Raw genomic sequence first — 25,986 nt, forward strand, 5'->3', positions numbered from 1 at the left:
GCGCGACGATTCCGCCCCGAACGGAATGGGCCGCCCCAAACGCGGCCATGGGCGGGGCGGGCCGGGGTCGGCTCAGGCTGCCGGCACGCGATCGGCGAGGATCGCCACGCGGGCGCCCGCGACGCGCGTGAGGATGAGAGTCGCCTCGCCGTCGCCCCGGAGCTTGAGCTTTGTGCGCAGCGTCGCGGGGTCGACATCCACTCCGCGTTTCTTGATCTCCAGCCGCCCGATGCCGCGCTCGCGGAGGGCGGCGCCGAGCTTGCGGATGTCGGTGGGCAGCGTCTCACGCACCCGGAACGTCGACACGAATGGACTCGTCAGCTCGGTGTCGGAGGTGAGGTAGGCGACGCGGTCGCTCAGCATGCCCGCGCCGAGAGCGCGGGCGATCTCGCCGATGAGGCGGGCGCGGATGACGGCGCCGTCGGGTTCGTGGATGAACGCGCCGAGCGCCCGCACCGGCTCGTCGGGGGAGTCAGCGGGGGCGGTGAGCTCGACCGCGGAGGTGCCGCGGAGCACCAGCGCCGCCCGGCGCACCCCCTCCCGCGCAAGCGCGCCCGACCAGAGCACCAGCTCGATCGTCGACCCGTCGGCGCTCACCCACTGCGCCTCGACATCGTCGGGGATGAGGTCGCGGTCCATGCCCGGCCCGAGCTTGACGCCGGTGGGGTGGCGGGAGGCGAGTCCGAACACCCAGTCGAGCGGCGGCGACCATTCGGAGGACGCGGTGCGGGTCGTGTCGCCGTGGCCGGCGGTACGGCGGGCGGGGTCGAGCCAGAAGGCATCCGGGTTTCCGAGGGCCGTGAGATCGGATGCCGCGGCCTCGGCCGTCGCATGACGCACCGTGACGAGGTCGCCGAACGGGGCGAGGTTATAGGCGGCGATCGCGGCGGTGATCTCGTCGGCGTCGACGGCGGTGACGCGGAGGCCGAGGGCGGCGAAGCCCATCGCGTCGCCGCCGATGCCGCAGCCGAGGTCGGCGACCGAGGTCATCCCCGCAGCGCGGAATCGGTGCGCGTGGTGCGCGGCGACCGACAGGCGGGTCGCCTGCTCCAGGCCCGCGCGGGTGAAGAGCATCCCCGCGGCGAAGGCGTCGAACTTCGCCGTGGCCCGCTCGCGAAGCCGGGCCTGCCCGACGACTGCCGAGACCAGGTCGGGGGAGTGGCCGGCCTTTCGGAGGCGCGAGACCGTGGCGGCGACATCCGCTGCCGTCTTCACAGGCGGCAGATCGTCGAGGAGCCGCAGTCCTTCGGGGGTCAGGAGGGCGGCGAGTTCGGCCTTGTCCACCCGGCAAGCCTAGGTGCGGCGGAGCATCAGATCCCGAAACCCCACCCGACCCCGAACCCCGAAACCCCGCACCGCACCCCTAGGGGAACCCCGAAAGGCTCCGGGGTCATCCCGGATGTCGGGGATGGCACCTGAGGCTGACACTGATGGAGCAAGGCCAAAGGCTTCCAGCGAAAGGGATGGGCGAATGCCTGACATCGAGGACAACTTCAACGACAACTTCTCCGACAACAACGTCGGCGTGGTCGGCAACGACGACAACAACATCGGCAACGTCGCCTCCGGCAACGAGAACTCGGGCAACACCGCCGTCGGCAACGTCGTCGGCAACGAGGACAACTCGGACAACTCCGACAACTCCGACAACTCGGTCAACGACTCGGGCAACATCGCCGTCGACGACTCGGTCAACGACTCGGGCAACATCGACGTCGAGGACTCGGGCAACAGCGCCGAGGACTCCTTCAACGACACCGACGTGGACGTGGACGTGGACGTGGACGCGTCCGACAACTCGGACAACTCGGACAACTCCGACAACTCCGACAACTCGGACAACTCGGTCAACGACTCGTACAACGACGCTTACGAGAACTCGTTCAACGACTACGAGCTGAACGACGACTCGGTCACGGTGGGTGTGCGCCAGTACAACACCAACGTCAACAACGACTACCTCTTCCACGGCGCCGGCGCCGGTGGCGCTGCCGCTGCTGCGGCCGCGGGTGGCTCGTTCATGATCGACAACCGTGCGACGATCGTCGACCAGTCCGCCAACCAGGCGATCAACGCCGACGGCAACGTCACGCAGTTCTTCGGTCAGTCGGCCGTCGTCGCCTCGGGTGACATGTCCACCGCCGCCGGTGACGACGCCACCGTCGACAACTCGGTGACCGAGGTCTCCATCGGCGACATCTCCATCGGCAACGAGTGGAACGAGCTCTCGATCAGCGACTCGTTCAACGACGAGTCGACCACCGAGGTCAACCAGTGGGAGCTCGACATCGACGACTCCTTCAACGACGACTCCACCAACACCATCGTGGACGTCGACGTCGAGGACGCCTTCAACGAGTACGAGTACACCGAGGTCGACACCGACGTGGACTGGGAGAACAGCGGCAACTTCTTCAGCCCCGACGCCGGCACCATCAACGACAACGAGGTTGACCTCTGAGTCTGACTCCGGTTCAGTAACGAACACACCTTGCCCGGCCACCCCTTGGGGAGTGGCCGGGCAAGGCGCGTTTACCGCCGAGGAGGGCGGCAGTACTCGCGCGCCGGAGATTGGCGTAGCGTGTGAGTGGGGATGCACGACCAAGGGGGATGCGTGACGAGTAACACGAACGGCGGCAGCGTCGCGGCGAGCCGAGGGCAGCAGAGTCAGGATGTCGCACTGCCGCCGATGGCGCAGAGCGAGACCGGGAAGAACCTGGTCAGCCTGGTCGACAACATCGGGATCCTGGCGCAATCAGCCGGCCGCAGCGATCTCGCCGACCGGCTGCATCACACCCGTGATCGCCTCGAGGACCCGAACGTCCGCGTCATCGTCGTGGGGGAGTTCAAGAAGGGCAAGAGCAAGCTCATCAACGCCCTCGTGAATGCCCCGGTCTGCCCCGTCGACGACGATGTCGCCACCAGCGTGCCGACCGCCGTGGGGTACTCCGAGACTCCCGGCGCCTGGGTCGTCACGCAAAAGGAGGGCGAGCCCGGTGTCGTCGAGCGGCTGGCGGTTCCCCTCGAGAATCTCGCCGACTACGTGTCCGAGAAGGGCAACCCGCAGAACGAGCAGCAGATCGTCGGCGCCGAGGTGGCGCTGCCCCGTGAGCTCCTGAAGGGCGGCCTGCGCCTCGTCGACTCTCCCGGCGTCGGCGGGCTCGACTCCTCCAACGCGCTGACGACGCTTGCGGCGCTCTCGAGTGCGCACGCGGTGCTCCTGGTGTCCGACGCCTCGCAGGAGTACACCGAGCCCGAGGTGCAGTTCCTCCGCCACGCGATGCGCGTGTCGCCGAACGTGGCCGCCGTCATCGCGAAGACCGACCTCTACCCTCACTGGCGCGAGATCGAGCAGATCGATCGTGGGCATCTCGGCGACGTCGGCGACGTGCCGGTGTTCTCCGTCTCCAGCGACCTGCGTCTCATGGCGGCGCAGATGCAGGACCGGGAGCTCAACGACGAGTCAGGGTTCCCCGCGCTCGTCTCCCACCTGCGCCGCGATGTCCTCGGCCGTGCCGAGGACATCCAGGCCCGGTCAGCCGTCCACGACCTCGTCTCCGTCGTCGACCAGCTCAAGATGTCGCTCAATACGGAACTGAGCGCCATCCTGCACCCTGAAGACACCCCGCGGATGATCGCCCAGCTCGAAGACGCAAAGGCGCGGGCCGAGGAGTTCCGCGGGCGCTCCTCGAAGTGGCAGACCGCGCTGAACGACGGCGTCGCCGACCTCATCTCCGATATGGAGCACGACCTGCGCGACCGGCTCCGCCGGGTGCAGCGCGAGGCCGAGAACGCCATCGACGAGGGCGACCCCGGCCCCATCTGGGATCAGATGACCGAGTGGCTCGATCAGCGCATCTCCGCCGCCGTGTCCGAGACATTCGTCTGGACCGATGAGCGGTCGCGCTGGCTCTGCGAGGAGGTCGCCGATCTCTTCCAGGAGGGCGAGACCGAGATCCCGCTCGTGTACGTCGCCGACACGGCGGGCGTGCTCGACCCGGTCGATCAGATCTCCCATCTCGACCCGGGCACCCTCGGCGCCGCCGAGAAGATCTTCATCGGGGTGCGCGGTTCCTACGGCGGCGTGCTGATGGTCGGACTCGCCACCGGACTCATCGGGCTGTCGCTGATCAACCCGCTCTCCCTCCTCGCCGGCGTCCTCGTGGGGCGTCGCGCATACCGGGAGGACATGGGCAACCGTCTTTCGCGGCGCCGGTTCGAGGCGAAGAACATCGTCCGCAGGCACATCGACGAGGTGATCTTCCAGGTCTCCAAGCAGTTGAAGGACCGCCTTCGGATGGTCCAGCGTGGGGCGCGCGACCACTTCGGCAGCATCGCCGACGAGCTGCACCGCTCGCTGTCGGAGGCGGTCCTCGCCGCCAAGCAGGCCGCCGGCTCGTTCTCGGCGAACCAGGATCAGCGGGTCAAGCAGCTGCAGGCGCAGATCGCCCAGATCGAGACGGTGCGCTCGAAGATCCCCAGCGTGCCCCCCATCAAGCAGCTGGAGACTGTGCGACGGTGACGAGCACGGTTCGCGACGACGCAGCGAAGCTGCTCGCGTCGGCCCTGGAGATCTACGACGAGTCGTCCGCCACCCGGACGGCCCTCGAGGACCTGCACCGGCGGCTGCATGAGCCCTTGCGGCTCGCCCTGGCCGGCATGGTGAAGGCCGGCAAATCCACGCTGCTGAACGCCATCCTCGGCGAGAAGCTGGCGCCGACGGACGCCGGCGAGTGCACGCGGGTGGTGACCTGGTACCGGTACTCCACGACCCCGAGCATCACGCTGCACCCTCACGAGGGGGAGCCGCGTCGGATGCCGATCAAGCGTGAGGCCGGGCGTCTGGTTCTCGAGCTCGACGGCATCGCGGCCGAGGAAGTGGCCTGGATCGATGTCGGCTGGCCGTCGACGGGCCTCCGCTCAATGATCCTCATCGATACCCCCGGGATCGCCTCGCTGTCGACGGACGTCTCGGCACGGTCGACCGCGTTCCTCGTTCCGGAAGCGCGCCCCTCTTCGGCGGACGCGATCATCTACCTGATGAGGCACCTCCACGCGTCGGACCTGAAGTTCCTCGAGTCCTTCCGCGACACGGCGGCGGGGTCATCCGAGACGGTCAACGCGGTGGCTGTGCTCTCGCGTGCCGACGAGATCGGCTCCGGACGCATCGACTCGATGCTCTCGGCGCAGAAGGTGGCGCGGCGGTACGAGAAGGACGGCGATCTGGCCTCCCTGTCTCTGGGCGTGGTGCCCGTCGCGGGCCTCCTCGCCGAGAGTGCCAAGACGCTCCGGGAGAGCGAGTACTCCGCCTTCAAGGAACTGGCAGCCCTGCCCCGCGACGACCGCGAGCGGCTCATGGTCTCCGCCGATCGGTTCGCTCGCCCGTCGGACCTGACGTCCCTCAGTGAGAAGGTGCGCAAAGACCTGTTGGCGCGTTTCGGCATCTTCGGCGTGCGCCTCGCCGTCGCCCTGATCCGTGGTGGAGCGTCGACGTCGACGGATGTCGCTGCCGAGCTGGTCCAGCACAGCGGACTGAACGAGCTCCAGGGATTCGTGCGGGAGCAGTTCCGCACGCGCGGCGCAGACCTGAAAGTCCGTGGAGTCCTCGATGGGCTGGAGCAGACGATCCGTGAGGACCCGCGGGAGGGGACGCAGTCCATCCTCGCCGGTATCGAGCGCATCCGCGCCACTGCTCACACCCTTCGCGAGCTTTCGCTGCTGTCCCAAGCGCGGGCGTCCGGCCTCCCGCTGCGCGCGTCTGATTCGGCGAAAGCCGAGCGGATCATCGGCGGGCAGGGCGTGACCCCGACCGCGCGGCTGGGGCTCGACGACGAGGCGCCCGACGAGACCGTGCGCGAAGAGGCCGACACGCAACTCGCCTACTGGCGCTCCCTCAGCCAATCGCCGTTGACCGAGCGGGCTGCCGTCGAAGTCTGCCGTGTCGTCATCCGCAGCCTCGAGGAGATCGCGTCAGAAGTCCTCGGCCCCGCCCGCGGGGCGGACGTCGACTCGACGGGCCGTCCAGCGCAGCGCGTTGGGGAAGGTGCTGAAGAGCAGAGCGAGGACGGCGAGCCCCGCCTGGGCGATGAAGAGCTGCTCGAGCATGGCTCCGTACTCTCCGGTCCCGACAAACTCTAGGGCGATCAGGTAGACGACTCCCATGACGAGGGTCGTGCCCAACTGCCACCATCGGATGTTGGGCTTGCGTCCGGAGAAGGACACCAGCTGCGCGACCTGGAAGAGCAGGATCGTCACCATAATGCCGAAGACCGACCAGAAGAGGATGTCGGCCGCCGCTTCGTAGGTTGCGTCATCTCGTCCTTCGCTGACGCCGCGGATGACGTCCTGGATGAGCGGCAACTGATCCTCGCGGATGACGAAGTAGAACACAATGGCGACCAGGCCGACGGCGAAGCTCAGGACCCACAGGAACTGCGCCATGCGTACGGTGAAGGGCGGCGGTGCCTTCGCCATCACGGGCGCCGCGGAGGGGTTGACCAGCGCCGGGCGCTCCGGGGCATCGCGCTTCGGCTGGAAGCCGCGTCGCGGGGTGGAGACGACCGGGCCCTGCTGCTGCGGGTCGGGATCGGTGTAGAGCGGAACCGGCTGCTGTTGCTGTGAGCCCGGGGCGAACTTCGCCTGGCTCACGGGAACCTGCACCGGTTGGATGCGGCCGAGAGTCGCGCCGGAGCGCGCCGGCGGTTGCCCGGGGTAGGGCTTGGCACCCTGCGGAGGTCGCTGAGGAGGCTGTTGCCCCTGCGGGCGTTGCTGTCCGAGCGGGCGCTGCTGCCCTTGACCGGGCGCCTGCTGCCCCTGCGGGCGCTGCTGCCCCTGACCGGGCGCCTGCTGACCCTGAGCGCGCTGTTGACCCTGCGGGCGCTGCTGTCCCTGGGGCGCTGACGAAGGCACCTGACCTGCTGGTCGTGGATCGCCGCCGCTCTGCGGAGGAATCTGTCCCTGCATTTGAGCCTCCGGCGTCGGTGCCTGGTTGGGCACCGTATTCGCCGGACGCTGACGGGCCCGGCGCTTCTTCTCCGTCGCCGCGTGCTGGGCGAGGACATCGTCCACGAAAGAATCCTCAGCCGCGCGCCGGCTTGGGGCATCGGCGCGCGGCTGAGGGGGCTTCTGATCGTCGGTCACAGAAGAACCTTACGGGGAGACCGTTACGGCTGGTCGGTCTCCTCGGTGTAGACGACGGCGTCGTCGGAGGCGATGTTGCCGCTGTTGTCGTAGTCGTACGACTCCTCGACCACGACCTCGGTGGTGTCGTTGAACGAGTTGTCGGCCGAGACGTCGGCGTCGACGTTGGTGGACTCGTCGTTGAACGACTCGTCGGCCACGACAGTGACGTCGTTCTCGGTGTTCGTCGACTCGTCGTCGAACGAATCCGTGATGTCGACGTTCGTCTCCTCGTTGCCGATGGCGACATCGCCGACCTCGACGTCGGTCTCGGAGTTGTCGACCGAGGCGTCCTCGCCGGCAGCCGTGGCCTGGTCGCCACTGGCGATGACGGCTTCCTGGTCGAAGATCTGATTGACGTCGCCGTTCGCCCAGATGTTCTGGTTCACCGACTGGTCGACCACTGTCGCCCGGTTGTCGATGTGGAAGTTGTTGGCGATGTTCCAGATCTCCTTCTCGACCGGCGGCTTGGGGCCGGGGCCGGGAGGGTTCGGGTGGGGCGTCGGGTGCACGTCGGGGCGGTCGACGATGATCGGGGCGACAGCCCGAACGTCTTCCGCGGTGCACTCGGCGAGGCCGGCGCTGGCGAGAGCGGCCTCGGGGTTGGCGTCATATTCGGCTGCTGCGTCAGGATCGTTCAGCAAGCTCAAAATGAACTCGATCAGTGCATCGGCGATGGTCGCCAGCGGGGTAGTCATAAGTCGGCTCCTGTCTCTGTGAGACTCTTTACAGAGGCTATGCGGTGGTCTTCGGTCTGAAATCGGGGGTTAGCCCGAAAAGTCTTGGGGGTTCTACGGGGTTGCCCCGATATGCATTCGCTCACCCGGTCGCCCCCAGGGTGACGCGCAGTTTTGCGATGAGGTCCGACCGCGACGAGGCACCCAGGCGTCGCTTGATCTGCGCCATGTGATGCTCGGCCGTTCGCGGTGAGATGAAGATCTCCTTGCCGATCTCTGCATAGGTCTTGCCCTGGAGGACGAGCTCGGCGACCTCGCGTTCGCGTTCGCTCAGAGGGCTCGAGGTCGTCGTCCGGGCGGCTGCCGTGTGCGACTCCGCATCTGCTGAGCGCGGAGCCTCGCGCGGGTGCAGCTCACGGGCGCAGGCGAGAAGGCGCGAACTGACCTTGCGATCCTCCGACCGGCGGGAGCCGTGCCCCGCGAGCCGAGCGCCGTCCCAGGCGAGACCCACCGAGGCGAGCCCTCGCGCAGCCTCTTCGACCGCGTCGGCGTCGACCTGCCCCGCGAGGACGGAAGTCCACACCCGGCCGGCGTGCGACATCTTGGCGGCCAACGGGTTCCGCGACGAGGCGGCCACCAGGGCTCGGGCGTGCGGTGCGAGATCGTCCGGCCGGCTCAGCATGATCCCCCGCTGTATACCCGCCCAGTGCAGGGGGCCGACCACAGCGACGGCTCACCGAGGTCAGCGACGAGAGCCAGACCGCGATCGAAAGCCGCTTGCGTCCAGTGCGTGTCGCCCAGACGTGCTGCCACGATCACCAGCTCACCGAGGGGCAACAGCAGGTACAGGTCGATCTCAGGCCGGGTCGCGCGCGATTTCACCGATTCCCACGTCGCTTCGAGCGTCGGAGTGTCGTCGTAACGGCGGGCAAGGCCCACCGAGATCGCTGCGGCGATGAGGTCGTCGCGCGCTGACAGGCGGGTGCCGGCGGTCGCCGCGGCGAGCAGAGCGCGTGCGTCGGCCGGCTGTTCCCGCTGAAGCGCGACCCACGCATTCCACAGCTGAAGGTGCGGAAGCCAGCGGGCACCTCCCTGTCGCGCGCGCAACGCGTCATCGAGGACGGCGTGCGCCGCGGTGACATCCCCGAGACCGATGGCGACGATGGCGGCCACGACCGCGGGCAGCTCGGTGGTCGGCGACGTATCGTGACCGGCGTTCGCCAGCTCCGATGCCCTCCGAAGATCGTCGAGGGCACTGCGCGAGTGCGAGGCCTGCAGGGAGGCGCGCAGGCCCCGTGCCCACAGCTGCATCGCGACGCCGTTGGCCGATGGCGCCGAGCCGGCCGCGCCCGGGGCATCCGGCGCCGGATCCCCGTTCTGGACGGCCGACCCAGCGCCCGCCGCCGTGACCAGAGCTCTCGTCTTTGCCGCAGGGGAGAGCGGGGGGACGGCGAGGTAACTCTGGTGCGCGAGCGACATCAGTCCGCGGTCGGCCCAGGTGGCCGCAACCGCGTCGGCGAGAAGATCATGGTCAGTCGGTGAGAGGTCCGAACCGCCGCCGCCGTCGCCGGCGACCTCATCGAGAAGGGCCCCCGCGGCATCGACGTCCCCCGCGGCCCACAGCGCATGCGCGTGGGACGCGGCGAAGACGTGTGGGTCGGAGCCGCAGCGGATCGCGTACTCGAAGAGGGTGACGGCCAGCCGCGGATCCCGAACCACCTCGCGGCGAGCGCGGGCGGCGAGGCGGTCGCCTAGGAGCGGGTCGACGATCCCGTCGAGGCTCGTGGCGATGTCGGAACCGGGAATGAGGTCGAGGGTCCCGGCTTCGACGAGATCGACCAGCCGATCGACCGGCACGCTGGCGCGCGCAGTCATCGCAACGACCGGAGCGGGGCGCCCGTTGTGCAGGAGCAGGCCCTCGGCCTGGCCCTCGGCAGAGAGCTCGGCCTGCGCCTCGCGATCGTCGCCCTCGTTGTCACTCAGGCCCAGACTCAGCGACTCGATCCGGCGCCGCAGGCGCGGCGACACCGTGTCGAGACGGTGGCTGATCCGGCGCATCAGGGCGCGCGTCACGTCGGCGTGGGCGTCGTCGTCACCGCAGTCGCGCCCGTCGTAGGCCAGGGCGGCGTGCGCCTGCGCACACTCGAAGACCAGCCAGGCGATACCGCCGGTCATGCCGAGGATGCGCTCCTCGCACTCTCCTGTGGCATCGGGGAGGAGCTCGCGAAGCTCGGCGAGGGTCACTTCGCCGAGGAGGATCGCCGGCGCACTGCGTTCTACCGCGCGGGTCAGCTCGACCAGTTCCGATGGAGCCGGCCAGGAGCGGTACGCGATCACCACGGCCGCATCGGGGCGGTGGGCGCGATCGATCAGCTGCGACAGACGTGCCGGGTCGAGGGTGTGGGCGTCATCGACCAGGAGGGCAACGTCGTCGGGGATGGTGGAGATGCGATCGCGTGCGGACAGCAGCCTGACCGGCCGGTCATCGGCTTCGAGCTGAGAGTGGAGGAAGCGAAGGGCGTCGGTCTTTCCCGAGCCGGAGCCTCCCACGATGGCGGCGCGGACGGGCCGATCCGTCGCGACGACGGCGTGCAACGCGGTCAGTGCGTGAAGGGCGCGGGGCATCATCGAGGCGGTCCGGGTGTCCGACGAGCTGTTCAGCAGAGTCGTCATCGGAGTGCTCACCGATTACTCGGCGATCGGCGGGTCAGCCGTTGCCGATGCTGACGGCGACGACGAAGGCGTCACCGTCCCGCCGGTGTCGCCACCGGTTCCACCGGTGTCCCCTCCGGTTCCACCGGTGTCGCCTCCGGTCCCGCCGGTGTCGCCTCCGGTCCCGCCGGTGTCGCCTCCGGTCCCGCCGGTGTCGCCTCCGGTTCCGCCGGTGTCGCCTCCGGTTCCGCCGGTGTCGCCTCCGGTTCCGCCGGTGTCGCCTCCGGTTCCGCCGGTGTCGCCACCAGTTCCGCCGGTGTCGCCACCGGTCCCGCCGGTGTCCCCACCGGTCCCGCCGGTGTCCCCACCAGTCCCACCGGTGTCGCCACCAGTCCCACCGGTCCCGCCGGTGTCGCCACCAGTCCCACCGGTGTCGCCACCGGTTCCGCCGGTTCCGCCGGTGCCGCCAGTGCTGCCGCCGGTGCCGCCCGTTGGGGTGCTGCTACCACCCCCGCTCGACTGCGAGGGCTTCGGCGATGACGGCTTCCCCGAGGTGGGTGATTGGCTCGCGGCCGGCTTCGCAGCCGGCGGGCGCGTCGCGGCGTTGCGCTCAGCGGCCTGCTTGCGCTGGTTGGTCGCCTTCGGCTTCGACTGGCTCGAGCCACGGTCCTGCTTGGCCTGTGGCTGAGCAGCGGCCATCGGCTCAGACGTCGGAAGTTCGGCGACGGCGGCCGGCGACGGCGTGAGCGGCACGTCGACCCACTCGCGCAGATTCTCGGTGGAAGCGGCGGCGTCGAACGTGCCGGCGCCGAGCCCCCCGGCGCTGGCGAAGACCAGGCCCGTGGCGATGACGAGGGCGCCCGCTCCGGCCGCGGCGACGGCCGGCACGCGCTGGTACCAGCGGCGCGCTGCCTTCTGCTCCGCAGGGGTCTTGGGGTCGAATACCGCGAGGTCGGTCGTGGCGGCAGCCGCCGCATCCGTCGTCGCCAGTGCGCCCGCCGCGCCGGCCGCAGCGCCCACGGGAACGAGCGCGAGCGTCGTGGCCGACTCCTCCGCCGTGGCCGGCACGAGGGCGCGGGCCGCACCCAGGGCGATGGATGACTTGGGGTCGGCGTCGATCGCGATCGGTCGGTCGAGCCGCTCGGACAGGCGCTCGGCCACGAGCGGGATCCGAGAGGAACCGCCGATGAGCAGGATGCTCTCGAGTGCCTCGGGCTCGAGACCGGCCGAGTCCAGACCGTCCTCGAGAGTGTCGATCGTGCGCTCGATCGAGCCGTCGATCATCTCCTCGAACTCCTGGCGCGTGAGGCGCACGCTCGTCGCCCCGGAGGGGAGCAGCACCGGCACGGTGACGTCGGAGTCGAACGACAGGGCTTCCTTGGCCTCGACGCATTCGCGGCGCAGCTGCGCCAGCGCGAGCCGGATGTCGGGGTCGGCGTCATTGAGATCGGCCTCGGCGACACCCGAGGAGCGGAGCACGTGCCGGAAGACGGCGTCGTCGAAGTCGGCGCCGCCGAGGTTGTCGATGCCGACCGGGATGCCCACGGGGGCGAAAGAGCCGTCGGCGCTCTTGCGCAGGATGACGGAGTCGAAGGTGCCGCCGCCGAGGTCGTAGACGGCGAGGGCCTGCCCGGCCTCCATGACCCGGCCCGACTCGTAGTGCCGGGCCGCTGCTTCGGGCTCGGTGATCAGGTGGACGTCCTTGACGCCCAGCTTGTCGAGCGCCGACAGGATGAGGCCGATGCGGTGCGGGCCCCACGCGGTGGGGTGGGTGAGCATCACCGCGGCGGGGCGGGAGCCCTCGCGTTCGACGACGGCGTCGACCACGGCGGACACAGTGTGCGCCCACAGCTTCTCGGCCGGGATCGAGCGTCCGCCGGCAACCACCGGCACATCGTCCCCGATGCTGCGCTTGAATTCGCGCACGAGTCGCTCGGGCTGCGTGATGCCGCGACGTTCGGCGGCGTCGCCGATCAGCAGCTCGCCGTCATCGGCGACGAACACCACCGTGGCGGCGCTGTCGTTGCGGCGACCCAACGGGAACGGTGCCGCGACGATGCTGCCGTCAGGCGCCGTGCGCGCCGTTGCCGCAGCGATCCGCGTCGTTCCGACGTCGATCCCCAGAAAATACGTAGCCCCAGTAGCCAAGTTCTCATCTCCCCCAAGAGAGTCGTTTCCGGAACCTCCCCAGGTTCCAGCCCCAAATCCGACTCTGTCTGCCGCATTGCTCACCATCGAGAGGTCTCGACGTTGAGAGCGGCGTCCCACTTCGGATGATACACACCACTGTGGACCATCTCTAGGGCCGTCGGGCGACCGTTTCCCCGATGGCCACGACCTGCTACTGTGCGCCCTTCGAATCTGGCACTCACGTTGCGGGAGTGCCAACGGTTTGCCTACACTGGATTAGCACTCTCAAGGTGTGGGTGCTAACCAGTCTTCATCTCAAGAAAGAAGAGGTAGACCGTGACGGTTTCCACTCAGGTTTCCATCAAGCCGCTCGAGGACCGCATCGTCATCAAGCAGGTCGAGGCCGAGCAGACCACTTCGAGCGGTCTGGTCATTCCCGACACCGCAAAGGAGAAGCCCCAGGAGGGCGAGGTCGTCGCCGTCGGACCGGGCCGGATCGACGACAACGGCAACCGGATCCCGCTCGATGTCGCCGTCGGCGACCGCGTGATCTACTCCAAGTACGGCGGCACCGAGGTCAAGTTCGGCGCGGACGATTTCCTCGTCCTCTCCGCCCGCGACGTGCTGGCGGTCGTCGTCCGCTGAGTTCGTCCCAGCGACACACTCCACGGGGGTCGGATGCTTCGGCATCCGGCCCCCGTTTCGCGTCTCTCGCGGCGGAGCAGGCCACGGATGAGCGAGCGGCCCGACATCCGTCGCGCCGCGCGCGCGTAGGCTGAGCCGGTGACGCGCGAGACGGCCGAATCAACGGGAAGAATCACCCCAGCCGCGGATCCGACGCGCGAACGCACCCTCGGCGCCGTGTATGCGCTGGCCGCCTACCTGATCTGGGGTTTCCTGCCGCTCTACTTCCTCCTCCTGGAGCCGACGGGCGCGTTCGAGGTCGTCGCGTGGCGCATCCTGCTGTCACTGCTGTTCTGCGCGGTGCTCCTCGCGGTCACGCGCGGCTGGGGGAAGTTCCTCGTCATCCTGCGCACCCGCCGGCTGCTGCTGTGGACGGCGGTCGCCGGCATCCTGATCTACATCAACTGGCAGGTCTTCCTCATCGCCGCCCTCACGGGGCACGTGATCGAGACGAGCCTGGGGTACTTCATCAACCCCATCGTCACTGTGCTGCTGGGCGTCGTGGTGCTGCGGGAGCGCCTGCGGATCACGCAGTGGATCGCGCTCGCGATCGCCGCGATCGCCTGCATCGTCATCGCCGTCGGCTACGGCGCCTTCCCGTGGATCGCGTTGTCGCTGGCGTTCTCCTTTGGCCTCTACGGGCTGGTGAAGAAGCAGATCGGGCCGTCGGTGGACGCGGTGAGCGGTCTGACGCTCGAGACCCTGTGGCTCACCCCCGTCGCGATCGTCGTCCTCGTGAGCGTCGGACTCACCTCGGGCATCACGATGGGGACGGCGGGCATCTGGCACGCCGTGCTGCTGTCGCTGGCGGGCGTCGTGACCGCCACGCCCCTTCTCTTCTTCGCCTCCGGCGCACGGCGCGTTCCGCTCAGCCTCATCGGTCTGCTGCAGTTCGTCGCGCCCATCCTGCAGTTCCTCACCGGGGCGTTCCTCCTGGGCGAGCCGATGCCGCTCGAGCGGTGGATCGGCTTCAGCCTCGTCTGGATCGCCCTGGTCGTGCTGACCGTCGACTCGATCCGTCACGCGCGGCGCGGGGTGTCGGATGTCGGCGCGGTGACCTGAGAGTCACTCCAGCCAGTCGCCCAGCCGGGTGGGCGAGATCCAGGCGTCCTCGCCGGGGAGCAGTTCGTCCCGGTCGATGACGGCGCCGAAGTAGAGCGCACGCGGGTCGGCGACGACGGTCCGGTCGTCGCCGGTCGCGGACAGGCAGCGTGAGACGAAAACGGCGAGTGGCATCACCTCGGGCCCCGCGATCTCGGCGGCGCCGCCGGACGGAGGCTCGTCCACGAGACCGGCGAGCACCGCGGCGACGTCGTCGCCCGCGATCGGCTGCACCTCCGCGTCGGCCACGCGCGCGGCATCCGTCCCGCCGGTGCTCGCCTGCGCGCCGATCTGCGCACCGAACTCGAAGAACTGCGTCGCACGCACGATCGAGAACGGCACCCCCGAGTCGCGCAGAATCGTCTCGCCGTGCGCCTTGGCACGGTAGAAGGGGATCGGCTGAGGATCGCGCTCGGTTCCCACCGCCGACAGGGCGACATGATGGATGACGCCTGCCCGCGCCTCTGCGTCGGCGAGGGTGCGCGTGGCGAGGTCGAAGTGGCGCCACACCGCGTCGGGGTCGTAGGTGCGGGGCTTGGACACATCGATGACGACGGATGACCCGGCGAGGGCGTCGTCCAGACCCGCGCCCGTGACGAGGTCGACCCCGGTGGAGGGGGAGGCCGCACGTGCGTCGTGCCCGGCGGCCCGCAGCCGCGCCATCACCTTGCGTCCGATGAGACCGGTGCCACCGACGACCGTGATGCGTGCCATGGGTGTCATCCTGCACCCTGATGCGCGATTCGCGCCTTCATGTTGCACAGTGCCGCTGGGCCCCCGCGCAAGCGTTACAGATCGTTAACGAACGGCAACATTGACGAGACCGGTTCGCGATTAGGTTTGTCCCACTGGAAGCGGCTTTCCCGAGCCGTTTCGCACCCTTACACAGCAAGGAGCAACATGAGCGTCTTCACTCGCTCGCGCAAGCGCACCGTCCTCGGTGCCGTCGCGCTCGCAGGCGCCAGCGCCCTCGTCCTCGCCGGATGTTCCGGCGGAGGCGGCGACACCGGTGGCGACAGCGCCGAGCCGTCTGCCGCGGCACCCGGCGAAGAACTCGCCCTCACGATCGGAACGGCGCTGCCGCAGACCGGCAACCTCGCCTTCCTCGGCCCGCCGGAAGAAGCCGGTGTCGGCTACGCCGCCTCGCAGATCAACGAGGTGTCGGAGGAGACCGGTCTGACGATCGACGTCGTCTACGGCGACTCGGGTGACACCGACAACAAGGCCTATGAGACCGAGATCCCCCGCCTCCTCGGTGAGGACGTCTCGGCCATCATCGGCGCCGCCTCGTCGGGCACCTCGCTGCAGTTCATCGACCAGGTCGTGGGCGCCGGCGTCATCCAGTTCTCGCCGGCCAACACCTCCGACGCGTTCACCTCGTACGACGACAACGGGCTGTACTTCCGCACCGCCCCCTCCGACGTGCTGCAGGGCGAGGTTCTCGGCAACCTGATCGCCGAGGACGGCAACCAGACCCTCGGCATGATCGTCCTGAACGACTCGTACGGCACCGGTCTCGCCGGTTACGTCACGGAAGCCTTCGAGGCGGCCGGCGGCGAGGTCGTCGCGGCACCGACGTACAACACCGGTGACACGAACTTCGACGCGCAGATCTCCGAGGTGCTCGCCGCCGACCCCGACGCGATCGCCCTGATCACGTTCGAAGAGGTCACGACGATCCTCCCGGGTCTGCTCGGCTCGTTCCCCGCCGACAAGCTGTACTTCGTCGACGGCAACCTGTCCGACTTCAGCGAGGAGCTCGACCCGGGCGCCCTCGCCGGCGCGAAGGGCACCCTGCCCGGTCTGTCGATCGACGCGATCGGCGACTTCACCGGATCGCTCGACGAGTGGGTCGAGGCCGAGGGTCTGCCCGCCCTGACCGAGTACAGCTACGCCGCCGAGTCGTTCGACGCGGTCGTCCTGCTGGCGCTCGCGTCGCTCGCCGCGGGTTCGACCGACCCCGCCGACATCGCCGAGAACCTCATCACCGTGTCCGGTGGCGAGGGCGATGGTGAGACCTGCACCACCTACCAGGAGTGCGCGGAGATCATCCTCGGTGGCGGCACGGCCGACTATGACGGCATCTCGGGTCCGATCACCTTCGACGAGGTCGGCGACCCGACCGAGGCGTCGATCGGCATCTACCAGTACGGCGAGGACAACACCTACTCGGCGTACGAGGGCTGATTCAGCCTGATACGGCAACGGGCCCCGGAGTTCATCGACTCCGGGGCCCGTTCTCGTGCGGCGCGAAGGTGCACTCGTCACGCGCCGGGGTGCACGCGCCGCCCGCGGGGTCGAGCGTCGAGGTGGCGCACGTGGTCGCCGTCGGCGCCTCGGCACGACCAGATGCGTCACGTCGATCTGCGCGCCCGGATTGAGGTGGCGCACTTGGTCGGCTTGCGCGCCTCAACCGCACCATAAGCGCCACCTCGATTGAGGCGGCTGCGCGGCCGGGTTCAGCGCTCGCGCAAAGGTGGCGCGAATGGTCACCTTGCGCGACTCAGCCCGACCACATGCGCCACCTCGATGGGGGCGAGCTGCCTGAGGCGTCCCCCACCCCGCCCGCGTCAGGCGCCGAGCGTGCCGAGGTACAGCTCGGTGACCTTCGGGTCGTTCAGCAGCTCGCGTCCGGTGCCGGTGTAGGCGTCGCGTCCCTGGTCGAGGACGTAGCCGCGGTCGCAGATCTGCAGGCAGCGGCGGGCGTTCTGCTCCACCATGATGCAGGTGACTCCGGCCTTGTTGATCTCGGAGACCCGGATGAACGCCTCGTCCTGCCGCACGGGGGAGAGACCGGCAGACGGCTCGTCGAGCAGCAGCACTTTGGGGTTCATCATCAGCGCACGGCTCATCGCCACCATCTGGCGCTCACCGCCCGAGAGCGACCCGGCGCGCTGCTTCAGCCGCTTGCCGAGCTCGGAGAAGATGCCGGTGACGAACTCCAGGCGCTCCTTGTAGGCGCTGGGACGCTGGTAGAGCCCCATCTGGAGGTTCTCCTCGATGGTGAGGCTGGGGAAGACGTTGTTCGTCTGCGGGATGAACCCGACTCCGCGGGCGACGAGTTTGTTCGCCTTCAAACCCGTGATGTCATCGCCTTCGAGGGTCACGGTGCCCTGCCGGACGTTGACCTGTCCGAAGATGGCCTTCAGGAGCGTGGACTTTCCCGCACCGTTCGGTCCGATGATGCCGATCAGCTCGCCCTGGTGGGCGACGAGCGAGCATCCGTTCAGGATGTTCACGCCGGGAAGGTAGCCCGCGTGCACGTCGTCGACGAAGACGACCGGGGTGCCCGTCGCGGTGGCGCTGCTCATTTCGCGTCCTTCTTGTTCAGTGCTTCTTCCTCGGCCTCGGCCTCAGCTTCGATGTCCGCCGCGGTGATCGCCGGCTCGGTGCCGTCGACGACGGCGATGCGTCCGGTGACGACACCGAGATCGAGCTCCTGGTGCGCGCCGAGGTAGGCGTCGATGACCGCGGGGTTCTTCATGACGGATGCCGGGTCGCCTTCGGCGACGATGCGTCCCTCGGCCATGACGACCACCCAGTCGGCGATGTGCCGGACCATGTGCATGTCGTGCTCGACGAAGAGCACCGTCATCCCCTCGTCCTTGAGATCGAGGATGTGGTCGAGGAGCGACTGCGTCAGCGCGGGGTTCACCCCGGCCATCGGCTCGTCGAGCATCACCAGCGTCGGCTGCGTCATGAGCGCGCGCGCCATCTCGAGGAGCTTGCGCTGGCCGCCCGAGAGGCTCGCAGCGAAGTCCTTCGACTTCGCGTCGAGCTTGAACTTCTTCAGCAGCCCTTCGGCGCGCTTCTCGATCTCGGCATCCTGCTTCCGCCACAGCGGCGGGAAGAGCGAGGCCCAGAACTTCTCGCCGCGCTGCCCGGTGGCGCCGAGCTTCATGTTCTCCATGACGGTGAGGAGGCCGAGGGCCTTCGTCAGCTGGAAGGTGCGGACGAGCCCCATGCGTGAGACGCGGTAGGCGGGGATGCCGGAGAGGTTCTTCCCCTCGAAGCTCCACGTGCCGGTGTTGGGCTTGTCGAAGCCGGTCAGGAGGTTGAACAGCGTGGTCTTGCCGGCACCGTTGGGGCCGATGAGCGCGGTGATCGCGCCGCGCGGGATTTCGAGGTGGTCGACATCGACGGCGTTCACACCGCCGAACGAGCGCTGCACGCCGTCGGCGACGAGGATCGGGTCGACTTTGGCCACCCCCGGCTCGACCTCGCCGACGTGAAGGCCGGTGGACTTCGCGCGCGGCGTGGGGGTTGCCATGGGGTCGACGTCGGACGGCTCGTTGAGCGAGGGGTTATCGGACAAAGGTCAGCTCCTTCTTGTTGCCGAGGATGCCCTGCGGCATGAAGATCACGAGGAGCATGAGCGCGACGCCCACGATGATGAAGCGCAGCGTTCCCGCCTGGATCTGGGACATGAAGGGAAGGATGCCCGCCGACACCAGCGCCGGAAGGACGTTGGAGAGGAACGTCTGGAGCACCCAGAAGATCAGCGATCCGAGGAGCGGGCCGAACACGGTCGCCGCGCCGCCGAGGAGGAGCGCCGTCCACACGAAGAACGTCAGCGAGGTCACGTACACACCGGGGCTGACCGCTGAGGGGAGGGCGTACACGATGCCGCCTGCGGCGGCCAGGATCCCGCCGAGGACGAGGGACTGCATCTTGTAGGCGTAGACGTTCTTGCCGAGCGCGCGCACGGCGTCTTCGTCTTCGCGGATGCCCTTGATCGTGCGGCCCCAGGGGCTGCGGGTGAGCATCCACACCACGAGCACGGCGAACGCGAGCGTGAGAAGCCCCATGATGCGCACCCACCACTGGGTCTCGTTGTAGGTGAAGGGTCCGAAGCCGTACGTGCCGTCGGGGATCGGGTTCGCCCCGCGGAAGCTGGCGTGATACCCGCTGAGCCCGTCGGCGGAGCCCGTGTACTCGTCGAACGCGGTGGTGAGGAAGAGCAGTCGCACCACCTCGGCCGCCGCGATCGTCACGATCGCGAGGTAGTCACCGCGCAGCCGCAGGGTCGGGATACCGAGGATGACGGCGAAGACCGCCGAGGCGACGAGGCCGAGGAGCGCGGCGAGCCACCACTCCAGTCCGAAGGTGAGCACGCCGATCGCGTACCCGTATGCCCCGATCGCCATGAACCCGGCGATACCCATGTTGATGAGGCCGGTGTAGCCGAAGTGCACGGCGAGGCCGAGCGCCGCGAGGGCGTAGCCGATGGTCGCCGGACTCAGGATCGAGGAGGCGGTGTTGGAGAGGATCTGCAGCCAGTCCATTTGCCGGGCCCTAACCTATTCTCTCTCGCCGGCCCAGGATTCCCTGTGGTCGGAACAGCAGGATCACGATGAGGATGAACAGCGCGCTGGCGTACTTGAGGTCCGACGGGATCCACAGGCTCGAGACCTCGACGACGAGACCCACGATGATCGCACCGACGAGGGCGCCGTAGGCGGTGCCGAGGCCGCCGAGGATCACGGCGGCGAACATCAGCAGCAGGATCTGCGCTCCCATGTCCCAGCGGATGCCCGGACGGTAATACGCGTACAGGATGCCGGCGAGACCGGCGAGGGAGCCGGCGAGGATCCAGACCACGCGGACGACGAAGTCCACATCGATCCCGGATGCCGCTGCCAGCGACGGATTGTCCGAGATCGCCCGTGTCGCCTTGCCGATCCGGGAGCGGGTCAGCCACAGCGCGAAGGCGACGATGACGACGATGCAGATCGCGAGAGAGGCGAGGTCGATGACGCTGAGCTCCACGGTGCCGAACAGCGGGATGCGCGGGGCGTTGGATCCCGGGAGCTGGATGGTGCCGCCGCCGATGAAGAACTGGAAGGTGTAGCGCATCGCCAGTGACAGACCGATCGACACGATCATCAGCTGCACGATGCCCACGCGTCTGCGTCGCAGGGGTCGCCACAGCGCCATGTCCATCACGAGGCCGAGGACGGCGCTCAGCACCACCGCGACGGGGAAGCCGAGCCACCACGGCAGCGCCAGGCTCGCCGGCCCCACGAGGACCGCGGCCATCACCGCCCCGAAGGTCACCATCTCGCCGTGGGCGAAGTTGGAGATGCCGGTGGTGCCGTAGACGAGGGAGAGACCGATGGCCGCGAGGGCCAGCATGAGACCGAAGCTCAACCCCTGGATGATGCGCTGGACGAACTGGTCGAAGAAGCCGGTGACGTTTCGCTCACCCTCGCCGATGAAGAAGTTGACCGTCGCGCGGCCACCCTGCCCCATCTCCACTTCCTTGATGTTGGGGGAGTCGTCTTCGGGGTCGACCACCGCGATGCCCTCGGGAAGGGTGGACTCGTCGAGGGTGACGGTATAGGTCTCGCCCCGTTCGGGGACTCCCACGCGCCACTGGCCGTTCTCGTCGGTCTCGACCTCCTGCTCGCCGCCGGGCCCGTCGATCGTGAGGCTCACGCCCTCGAGGGGTTCGCCGTCGAGCTGGACGTTGCCGCTGATGCGGTACGGGTTCTCGGAATCCGTGGCGAAGGCGGGAACGGATGACACGAAGATGCCCATGAGCATCAGGAACAGGGCGATGACCGCGGGGATCGCCCTGCGTCTCTTTCGCTCGACCACAGCGATGGTGGGACTCACAGATCCTCCAGTCCGGCGCCCATGCCGACATCGGGGTGCATCGGCATTGATGAACGGTATGAGCGTAATGTGTCGGGCGTGTTTCACCTACGAACCGACTTGGCATTCGTAAGGCGTGATGATCGAGCATAAGTGACCGATCGGTCGGAATAGGTCGCAGCCTCGCGCGTTTAGAATCAGCACACCCCTTCTCGCGCGCAGGAGCCCCCCAATGGAACACGATCCCTTCGGCTTCGTCGGTCTCACGTATGACGACGTGCTGCTGCTTCCCGGCCACACCGATGTCATCCCGAGCGAGGCGGACACCTCCTCGCGCGTGACCCGACGCATCACGGTGGCCACCCCGCTCCTCTCGAGCGCGATGGACACCGTCACCGAAGCCCGCATGGCGATCGCCATCGCGCGTGAGGGCGGGATCGGCATCATCCATCGCAATCTCTCCATCGAGGAGCAGGCGGCGATGGTGGATCGGGTCAAGCGCAGCGAGTCGGGGATGATCTCCGACCCCATCACCACCACCCCCGACGCCACGATCGAAGAGGTCGACGCGCTGTGCGCGAAGTACCGCATCTCGGGACTGCCGGTCGTCGACGCCGACGGGCAGCTGGTCGGCATCGTCACCAACCGCGACATGCGCTTCGTCTCGGGCTTCGAGCGTCAGACGACGCTGGTGAAGGACGTGATGACGACCGAGGGGCTCATCACCGCGCAGGTCGGGATCGGCGCGAACGACGTCATCGCCCTCTTCGCGAAACACCGCGTGGAGAAGCTGCCGCTCATCGACGACGGCGGCAAGCTCGCCGGGCTCATCACCATCAAGGACTTCGACAAGAGCGAGAAGTACCCCCTCGCGACCAAGGACGAGCAGGGGCGCCTGCGGGTCGGCGCCGCGATCGGTTTCTTCGGCGACGCGTGGCAGCGCGCCGAGGCGCTGCGCGACAAGGGCGTGGACGTGCTCGTGGTCGACACCGCCAACGGCCAGTCGGCCGGGGTCATCGACATCGTGCGGCGCCTCAAGGCCGACCCGTCGTTCGCGGGCGTCGACGTCATCGGCGGCAACGTCGCGACGCGCGAGGGCGCTCAGGCGCTCATCGACGCCGGTGTGGATGCGGTGAAGGTCGGCGTCGGACCGGGGTCGATCTGCACGACCCGTGTGGTCGCGGGCGTCGGCGTGCCGCAGGTGACGGCGATCTACGAGGCATCCCTCGCCGCCCGCGCCGCGGGCGTGCCGATCATCGCCGACGGTGGACTGCAGTACTCGGGCGACATCGCCAAGGCGCTCGTCGCCGGAGCCGACACCGTCATGCTCGGGTCGCTCCTCGCCGGTACCGACGAGTCGCCGGGCGAGATCGTCTTCCAGAGCGGGAAGCAGTTCAAGCAGTACCGCGGCATGGGGTCGCTCGGGGCGCTGCAGACGCGGGGCAAGAAGACGTCCTACTCCAAGGACCGCTACTTCCAGGCCGATGTGCCGAACGACGACAAGCTCATCCCCGAGGGGATCGAGGGGCAGGTCCCGTACCGGGGTCCGGTGTCGGCGGTCGCGTACCAGCTCGTCGGGGGCCTGCGGCAGTCGATGTTCTACGTCGGCGCACGCACGATCGACGAGCTCAAGGCCAAGGGCAAGTTCGTGCGCATCACCTCGGCGGGGCTGAAGGAGTCGCACCCCCACGACGTGCAGATCGTCGTGGAAGCGCCCAACTACAAGCGCTGAGCCCGCGCGGGGCGCGCCCCGGGCCGCCTCGCGCGGCGCGCCGCTGCGCCCGGTCCGTCCGCCACAGAATCGCGTCTTCTCCGCAAAATCTCGCCGGGATTCTGTGGAGAAGACGTCATTCTGTGAGCAACGCGAGAGGATGCCACGACGCGCTTCCTGCACAGGCGCGCGTGGCGCGCATTTACTCACAGTTCTCCGCGAACGGGGCCGGGACCGCCGCTCCACTCGCCAGGCTCGCAGGCATGAATCTTGCTCACTGGCTCGGGGCGCGAGGCGGGATAGCCCATCGCATCGACGCCTTGCGTGCGGGCTTCACCGTCGCGGCGCTGCGGAACTTCGTACGCACGGGCGGCGCCGTCCTCATCCGCCGCGCGTGGCTCGCGCTTCCCTCCAGCGATCCGCTGCTCGTCGCGGCGGCCAGAGCCGGGAGCAGGCTGACCTGCGTCACACTCGCGCGTCGCCGGACATGGTGGATGCTCGACGAGCCGGATCGCCTACACCTCCATCGGCTGCCTGGGTCGGGGGCGGCGGTCGGTGGCTTCGATGCGGTGACCCACTGGACTCGACCGATGCTCCCCGCCAGCCACGCACTCATCGCCCACGTCGAGGATGCGCTGCTCCATATCGCCCAGTGCCTCCCGTCCGAGTCGGCGCTCGCCGTCTGGGAGTCGGCCGTGCGCGTGGAGAAGCTCGCGCCGGAGTACCTGCGCTCGCTCGCGTGGACCTCGACCGCGGCGCGCGAACTGGCCGAGGCCGTCACGGGCCTGTCGGACTCCGGTCTCGAGACGCTCATTGTCACCCCGCTCCGCCGCTGGGGTGTGCACATCCGTCAGCAGGTGTGGCTCGCGGGCCGACCCGTCGACATCCTCATGGGGGAGAGGCTCGTCATCCAGATCGACGGATGGCAGTTCCACTCCTCCGCCGCGCAGCGCGCGAAGGACATCGCCCACGACGCCGAACTGCGCCTGCGCGGGTACACCGTGCTCAGGTTCGGCTACGCGCAGGTCGTCCACGACCGTGAGGCGGTGCTCCGCGTCATCCGCCGGGCCATCGCCGCCCGCCTCCACCTCGCCGCCTGAGCGCCCGAGACTCTCCTGCGACGGGAGACGCGCCGAGATCCCCTCAGCGCGGAGCGCTCGCCCGCTCCCACCCCCACCGCTACCCTGGCGGGGTGATCAGGGGGAAGGTTCATCCCGAGGCGACGGTCGGCGCGACGCGCCTTGCCGCGTTCACCGATGGCGTGTTCGCCATCGCGGCGACCCTCCTCGTGCTCGACCTCACCACCCACGCGTTCGGCACGATTCAGAGCAACGACGAGATGTGGGGCGCGCTGGCGGCGATGGGTCCCCAGTTCTTCAACTTCGCCCTCAGCTTCCTGCTCCTGTGTCTGCTCTGGATGACCCACGTCGAGCAGTTCGAGTGGATCGTCCGGGTCGACGGCGTCATGATCTGGCTGAACAACATCCGGCTGCTCTTCATCGTCGTCGTGCCCTTCGCCACCGGCCTGACGACCGAGTACTCGACCTACACGGCCGGACGCGTCCTCATGCCGATCACCTTCTTCCTGGCGATCCTCACCAGCTGGCTGCAGTGGTCCTGGGCCGTGCGTCGCCGCGCCGACCTCATGCCCGACCTCCCCGAGGGCGACGCCCGCGCCTACGGCCGGGGCGCCCTCAGCGCGGTGATCATCTCGGTCGTCGTCGTGATCGTCTCGCCTTGGATCGGCTCGGCGGCGTTCCTGCTTTTCGTCTTCGACGGACTGCTCACCCGACTGCTGCGGGGACGCTGACCTCCCCGTCGACCGCGTCCACCGAGTCCACGCTCGCCGAGCTCTCGCTCCGCCCGGCGGGAAGGAGCAGCGCGGCGAGGGTCGCGACCCCCAGCACGGCTGCGCCGAGGAAGACGGCCGGTCGCGCGGCGGCCACGTACTCGCCCGGAACCAGCGCGCCGCCCGCCCCGACGAAGATCGCCGTCATCACCGCCGTGCCGAGCGCGACGCCGAGCTCGCGCACCGTGGAGTTGACCCCCGACGCCTTGGCGTGGTCGACGAGTCCGAGGGTGGCGAGCAGGGCCGTCGCCGACGGCGCGAAGACGAGCCCCATGCCGACCCCCGCCATGATGAAGGGCGCCACGAGCGCCGCGTAGGGAACATCGGATGACATCACCGCGGCGATCCACGCCAGCGCACCGCCCTGCAGGGCGAGCCCGACCACCAGCAGCGCCCGCGTGCCGACGCGCGGCGCGATGACGCCGGCGAGGGGAGCGATGAACATCGGGGCGAGGGTCCAGGGTGTCGTCTGCAGCGCCGCTTCGAGCGGCGTCGACCCCTGCTCGACCTGCAGGAACTGGATGAGGAGGAATACCGCGCCGAACGTGCCGAAGCTGAAGGCGAACCCGACGAGGTTGGTGATCGAGAACGAGCGGTCGCGGAAGAGTCGGAGCGGGACGAGCGGCGCCGCGGTGCGCGCCTGCCATAGGACGAAGGCCAGGAGCAGGATGCCGCCGAGGGCGAGTTCGCCGATGACGCCGACCGTGTCCCACCCGTCGTCGTTGGCGCGGACGATCGCGTGCACCAGGGCCAGCACGCCGCCGGCGGCCAGCAGCGCGCCGGGGATGTCGATGCGCGCGCGCACGCCGAAGTCGTTCGGGAGCACGAGGAGGGCGAGGGGGACGGCGATGAGGGCGACCGGGACGTTGATCCAGAAGATCGCCTGCCACGTCCAGCCCTCCATGGTCGCTCCGCCGACGAGCGGTCCGACCGCGACGCCGAGCCCCGACACCCCGCCCCAGATGCCGATCGCCAGCGGCCGGCGTGCGGGTGTGACCGCGCCGCTGAGGAGGGCGAGCGAGAGGGGCAGCACGCCCGCCCCGCCGAGGCCCTGCAGTGCGCGCGCGGCGATCAGCTGACCGGGGTCGGTGCTGAGGGCGGCGAGCACAGAGCCGAGACCGAAGACGCCGATGCCGATCGCGAACACGGTCCGGCGACCGAACCGATCCCCGAGGGCGGCCGCGACGAGGATCGCGCCGGCGAAGACCAGTGTGTACGCGTTGACGAACCACTGCAGCTCCTCGACGCTCGCCCCCATCTCGCGGCTCAGCACGGGGAGGGCATTGGTCATCACGAGGTTGTCGAGCGTCGCCATGAACATCGGCAGGGATGCCGCGGCGAGGACGAGGGCGAAGGGGCGGCGTGGCGGCGAGATGGGCATCGGGACTCCTTGGTTGTAATCGGAT

At 68.8% G+C, this 25,986-nt stretch carries 20 protein-coding genes; 9 read left to right on the plus strand and 11 right to left on the minus strand.

Annotation, left to right across the window (positions count from 1 at the left end; genetic code table 11):
- Nucleotides 1-72: 72 nt before the first annotated feature.
- Complete coding sequence (locus tag QSU92_RS12745) at nt 73-1,284, minus strand: class I SAM-dependent methyltransferase (protein ID WP_289262443.1); 1,212 nt, start codon at nt 1,282-1,284, stop codon at nt 73-75.
- A 187-nt stretch (nt 1,285-1,471) separates the two neighbouring features.
- On the opposite strand from QSU92_RS12745, the gene QSU92_RS12750 reads away from it, so the two are divergent.
- From QSU92_RS12750 to QSU92_RS12760, 3 genes are all read left to right on the plus strand, one after another.
- Nucleotides 1,472-2,461, plus strand: coding sequence for a hypothetical protein (locus QSU92_RS12750; RefSeq protein ID WP_289262446.1), 990 nt, complete (start codon nt 1,472-1,474; stop codon nt 2,459-2,461).
- Nucleotides 2,462-2,614: 153 nt separating this feature from the next.
- Entirely contained in the window at nt 2,615-4,522 is a 1,908-nt protein-coding gene (locus QSU92_RS12755; RefSeq protein ID WP_289262448.1) for a dynamin family protein, read from the plus strand.
- Nucleotides 4,519-6,138 carry a dynamin family protein gene (locus QSU92_RS12760; protein ID WP_289262450.1) on the plus strand — a complete coding sequence of 540 codons (1,620 nt, stop codon included), beginning with the start codon at nt 4,519-4,521 and terminating at the stop codon, nt 6,136-6,138. The genes QSU92_RS12755 and QSU92_RS12760 overlap by 4 nt, the downstream gene beginning before the upstream one ends.
- A 1,025-nt stretch (nt 6,139-7,163) precedes the next feature.
- Here the strand turns inward: QSU92_RS12760 and QSU92_RS12765 are convergent.
- The 4 genes from QSU92_RS12765 to QSU92_RS12780 form a co-directional block, all read right to left on the minus strand.
- On the minus strand, nt 7,164-7,877 hold the full coding sequence (locus QSU92_RS12765) for an IniB N-terminal domain-containing protein (RefSeq protein WP_289262452.1): 714 nt from the start codon (nt 7,875-7,877) through the stop codon (nt 7,164-7,166).
- Between the two features lie 121 nt (nt 7,878-7,998).
- The gene (locus QSU92_RS12770; RefSeq protein ID WP_289262455.1) at nt 7,999-8,538 is read right to left on the minus strand and encodes a helix-turn-helix transcriptional regulator; all 540 of its coding nucleotides are present in this window, start codon (nt 8,536-8,538) and stop codon (nt 7,999-8,001) included.
- Complete coding sequence (locus QSU92_RS12775; protein WP_289262457.1) at nt 8,532-10,529, minus strand: ATP-binding protein; 1,998 nt, start codon at nt 10,527-10,529, stop codon at nt 8,532-8,534. The genes QSU92_RS12770 and QSU92_RS12775 overlap by 7 nt, the downstream gene beginning before the upstream one ends.
- A 15-nt stretch (nt 10,530-10,544) precedes the next feature.
- On the minus strand, nt 10,545-12,656 hold the full coding sequence (locus QSU92_RS12780) for an Hsp70 family protein (protein WP_289262459.1): 2,112 nt from the start codon (nt 12,654-12,656) through the stop codon (nt 10,545-10,547).
- Between the two features lie 318 nt (nt 12,657-12,974).
- Here QSU92_RS12780 and groES point away from each other — a divergent pair, with 318 nt between their 5' ends.
- The gene (gene groES / locus QSU92_RS12785; RefSeq protein WP_289262461.1) at nt 12,975-13,283 is read left to right on the plus strand and encodes a co-chaperone GroES; all 309 of its coding nucleotides are present in this window, start codon (nt 12,975-12,977) and stop codon (nt 13,281-13,283) included.
- Nucleotides 13,284-13,454: 171 nt separating this feature from the next.
- Complete coding sequence (rarD, locus tag QSU92_RS12790) at nt 13,455-14,384, plus strand: EamA family transporter RarD (protein WP_289265900.1); 930 nt, start codon at nt 13,455-13,457, stop codon at nt 14,382-14,384.
- Between the two features lie 3 nt (nt 14,385-14,387).
- Here the strand turns inward: rarD and QSU92_RS12795 are convergent, their stop codons facing one another.
- The gene (locus QSU92_RS12795; RefSeq protein ID WP_289262463.1) at nt 14,388-15,137 is read right to left on the minus strand and encodes an SDR family oxidoreductase; all 750 of its coding nucleotides are present in this window, start codon (nt 15,135-15,137) and stop codon (nt 14,388-14,390) included.
- 186 nt (nt 15,138-15,323) lie between these two features.
- Between QSU92_RS12795 and QSU92_RS12800 the strand changes: the two genes are divergently transcribed.
- Nucleotides 15,324-16,610, plus strand: a complete 1,287-nt coding sequence (locus tag QSU92_RS12800) for an ABC transporter substrate-binding protein (RefSeq protein WP_289262465.1) — start codon at nt 15,324-15,326, stop codon at nt 16,608-16,610.
- A gap of 383 nt (nt 16,611-16,993) precedes the next feature.
- Here the strand turns inward: QSU92_RS12800 and QSU92_RS12805 are convergent, their stop codons facing one another.
- Genes QSU92_RS12805 through QSU92_RS12820 form a run of 4 tightly spaced genes read right to left on the minus strand, consistent with a single transcriptional unit; the run spans nt 16,994 to nt 21,041 of the window.
- A complete protein-coding gene (locus tag QSU92_RS12805) occupies nt 16,994-17,734 on the minus strand; it encodes an ABC transporter ATP-binding protein (protein ID WP_289262467.1) in 741 nt (246 codons plus the stop codon).
- Complete coding sequence (locus QSU92_RS12810; protein ID WP_289265901.1) at nt 17,731-18,693, minus strand: ABC transporter ATP-binding protein; 963 nt, start codon at nt 18,691-18,693, stop codon at nt 17,731-17,733. The genes QSU92_RS12805 and QSU92_RS12810 overlap by 4 nt, the downstream gene beginning before the upstream one ends.
- Before the next feature lie 34 nt (nt 18,694-18,727).
- Nucleotides 18,728-19,708 carry a branched-chain amino acid ABC transporter permease gene (locus tag QSU92_RS12815; protein WP_289262469.1) on the minus strand — a complete coding sequence of 327 codons (981 nt, stop codon included), beginning with the start codon at nt 19,706-19,708 and terminating at the stop codon, nt 18,728-18,730.
- A 10-nt stretch (nt 19,709-19,718) separates the two neighbouring features.
- Nucleotides 19,719-21,041, minus strand: a complete 1,323-nt coding sequence (locus QSU92_RS12820; protein ID WP_422880379.1) for a branched-chain amino acid ABC transporter permease — start codon at nt 21,039-21,041, stop codon at nt 19,719-19,721.
- 211 nt (nt 21,042-21,252) lie between these two features.
- On the opposite strand from QSU92_RS12820, the gene guaB reads away from it, so the two are divergent.
- From guaB to QSU92_RS12835, 3 genes are all read left to right on the plus strand, one after another.
- Nucleotides 21,253-22,752, plus strand: a complete 1,500-nt coding sequence (guaB, locus tag QSU92_RS12825; protein ID WP_289262471.1) for an IMP dehydrogenase — start codon at nt 21,253-21,255, stop codon at nt 22,750-22,752.
- Between the two features lie 242 nt (nt 22,753-22,994).
- Nucleotides 22,995-23,831 carry an endonuclease domain-containing protein gene (locus QSU92_RS12830; RefSeq protein WP_289262473.1) on the plus strand — a complete coding sequence of 279 codons (837 nt, stop codon included), beginning with the start codon at nt 22,995-22,997 and terminating at the stop codon, nt 23,829-23,831.
- A 92-nt stretch (nt 23,832-23,923) separates the two neighbouring features.
- Complete coding sequence (locus tag QSU92_RS12835) at nt 23,924-24,541, plus strand: TMEM175 family protein (RefSeq protein WP_289262475.1); 618 nt, start codon at nt 23,924-23,926, stop codon at nt 24,539-24,541.
- On the opposite strand, the gene QSU92_RS12840 is transcribed toward QSU92_RS12835, so the two are convergent.
- On the minus strand, nt 24,516-25,961 hold the full coding sequence (locus QSU92_RS12840; RefSeq protein WP_289262477.1) for a DHA2 family efflux MFS transporter permease subunit: 1,446 nt from the start codon (nt 25,959-25,961) through the stop codon (nt 24,516-24,518). The genes QSU92_RS12835 and QSU92_RS12840 overlap by 26 nt on opposite strands.
- Nucleotides 25,962-25,986: the final 25 nt, after the last annotated feature.

This window comes from Microbacterium sp. ET2 (genome assembly GCF_030347395.1).
Taxonomy (GTDB): Bacteria; Actinomycetota; Actinomycetes; order Actinomycetales; family Microbacteriaceae; genus Microbacterium; species Microbacterium albipurpureum.

Coding starts and splice junctions, on each gene's coding strand:
- QSU92_RS12770 (WP_289262455.1), bottom strand. CDS start 8,538: ATGCTGAGCCGGCCGGACGATCTCGCACCGCACGCCCGAGCCCTGGTG.
- QSU92_RS12830 (WP_289262473.1), top strand. CDS start 22,995: ATGAATCTTGCTCACTGGCTCGGGGCGCGAGGCGGGATAGCCCATCGC.
- QSU92_RS12840 (WP_289262477.1), bottom strand. CDS start 25,961: ATGCCCATCTCGCCGCCACGCCGCCCCTTCGCCCTCGTCCTCGCCGCG.
- QSU92_RS12750 (WP_289262446.1), top strand. CDS start 1,472: ATGCCTGACATCGAGGACAACTTCAACGACAACTTCTCCGACAACAAC.
- QSU92_RS12805 (WP_289262467.1), bottom strand. CDS start 17,734: ATGAGCAGCGCCACCGCGACGGGCACCCCGGTCGTCTTCGTCGACGAC.
- QSU92_RS12815 (WP_289262469.1), bottom strand. CDS start 19,708: ATGGACTGGCTGCAGATCCTCTCCAACACCGCCTCCTCGATCCTGAGT.
- QSU92_RS12775 (WP_289262457.1), bottom strand. CDS start 10,529: ATGACGACTCTGCTGAACAGCTCGTCGGACACCCGGACCGCCTCGATG.
- QSU92_RS12810 (WP_289265901.1), bottom strand. CDS start 18,693: ATGGCAACCCCCACGCCGCGCGCGAAGTCCACCGGCCTTCACGTCGGC.
- QSU92_RS12800 (WP_289262465.1), top strand. CDS start 15,324: ATGAGCGTCTTCACTCGCTCGCGCAAGCGCACCGTCCTCGGTGCCGTC.
- guaB (WP_289262471.1), top strand. CDS start 21,253: ATGGAACACGATCCCTTCGGCTTCGTCGGTCTCACGTATGACGACGTG.
- QSU92_RS12795 (WP_289262463.1), bottom strand. CDS start 15,137: ATGGCACGCATCACGGTCGTCGGTGGCACCGGTCTCATCGGACGCAAG.
- QSU92_RS12765 (WP_289262452.1), bottom strand. CDS start 7,877: ATGACTACCCCGCTGGCGACCATCGCCGATGCACTGATCGAGTTCATT.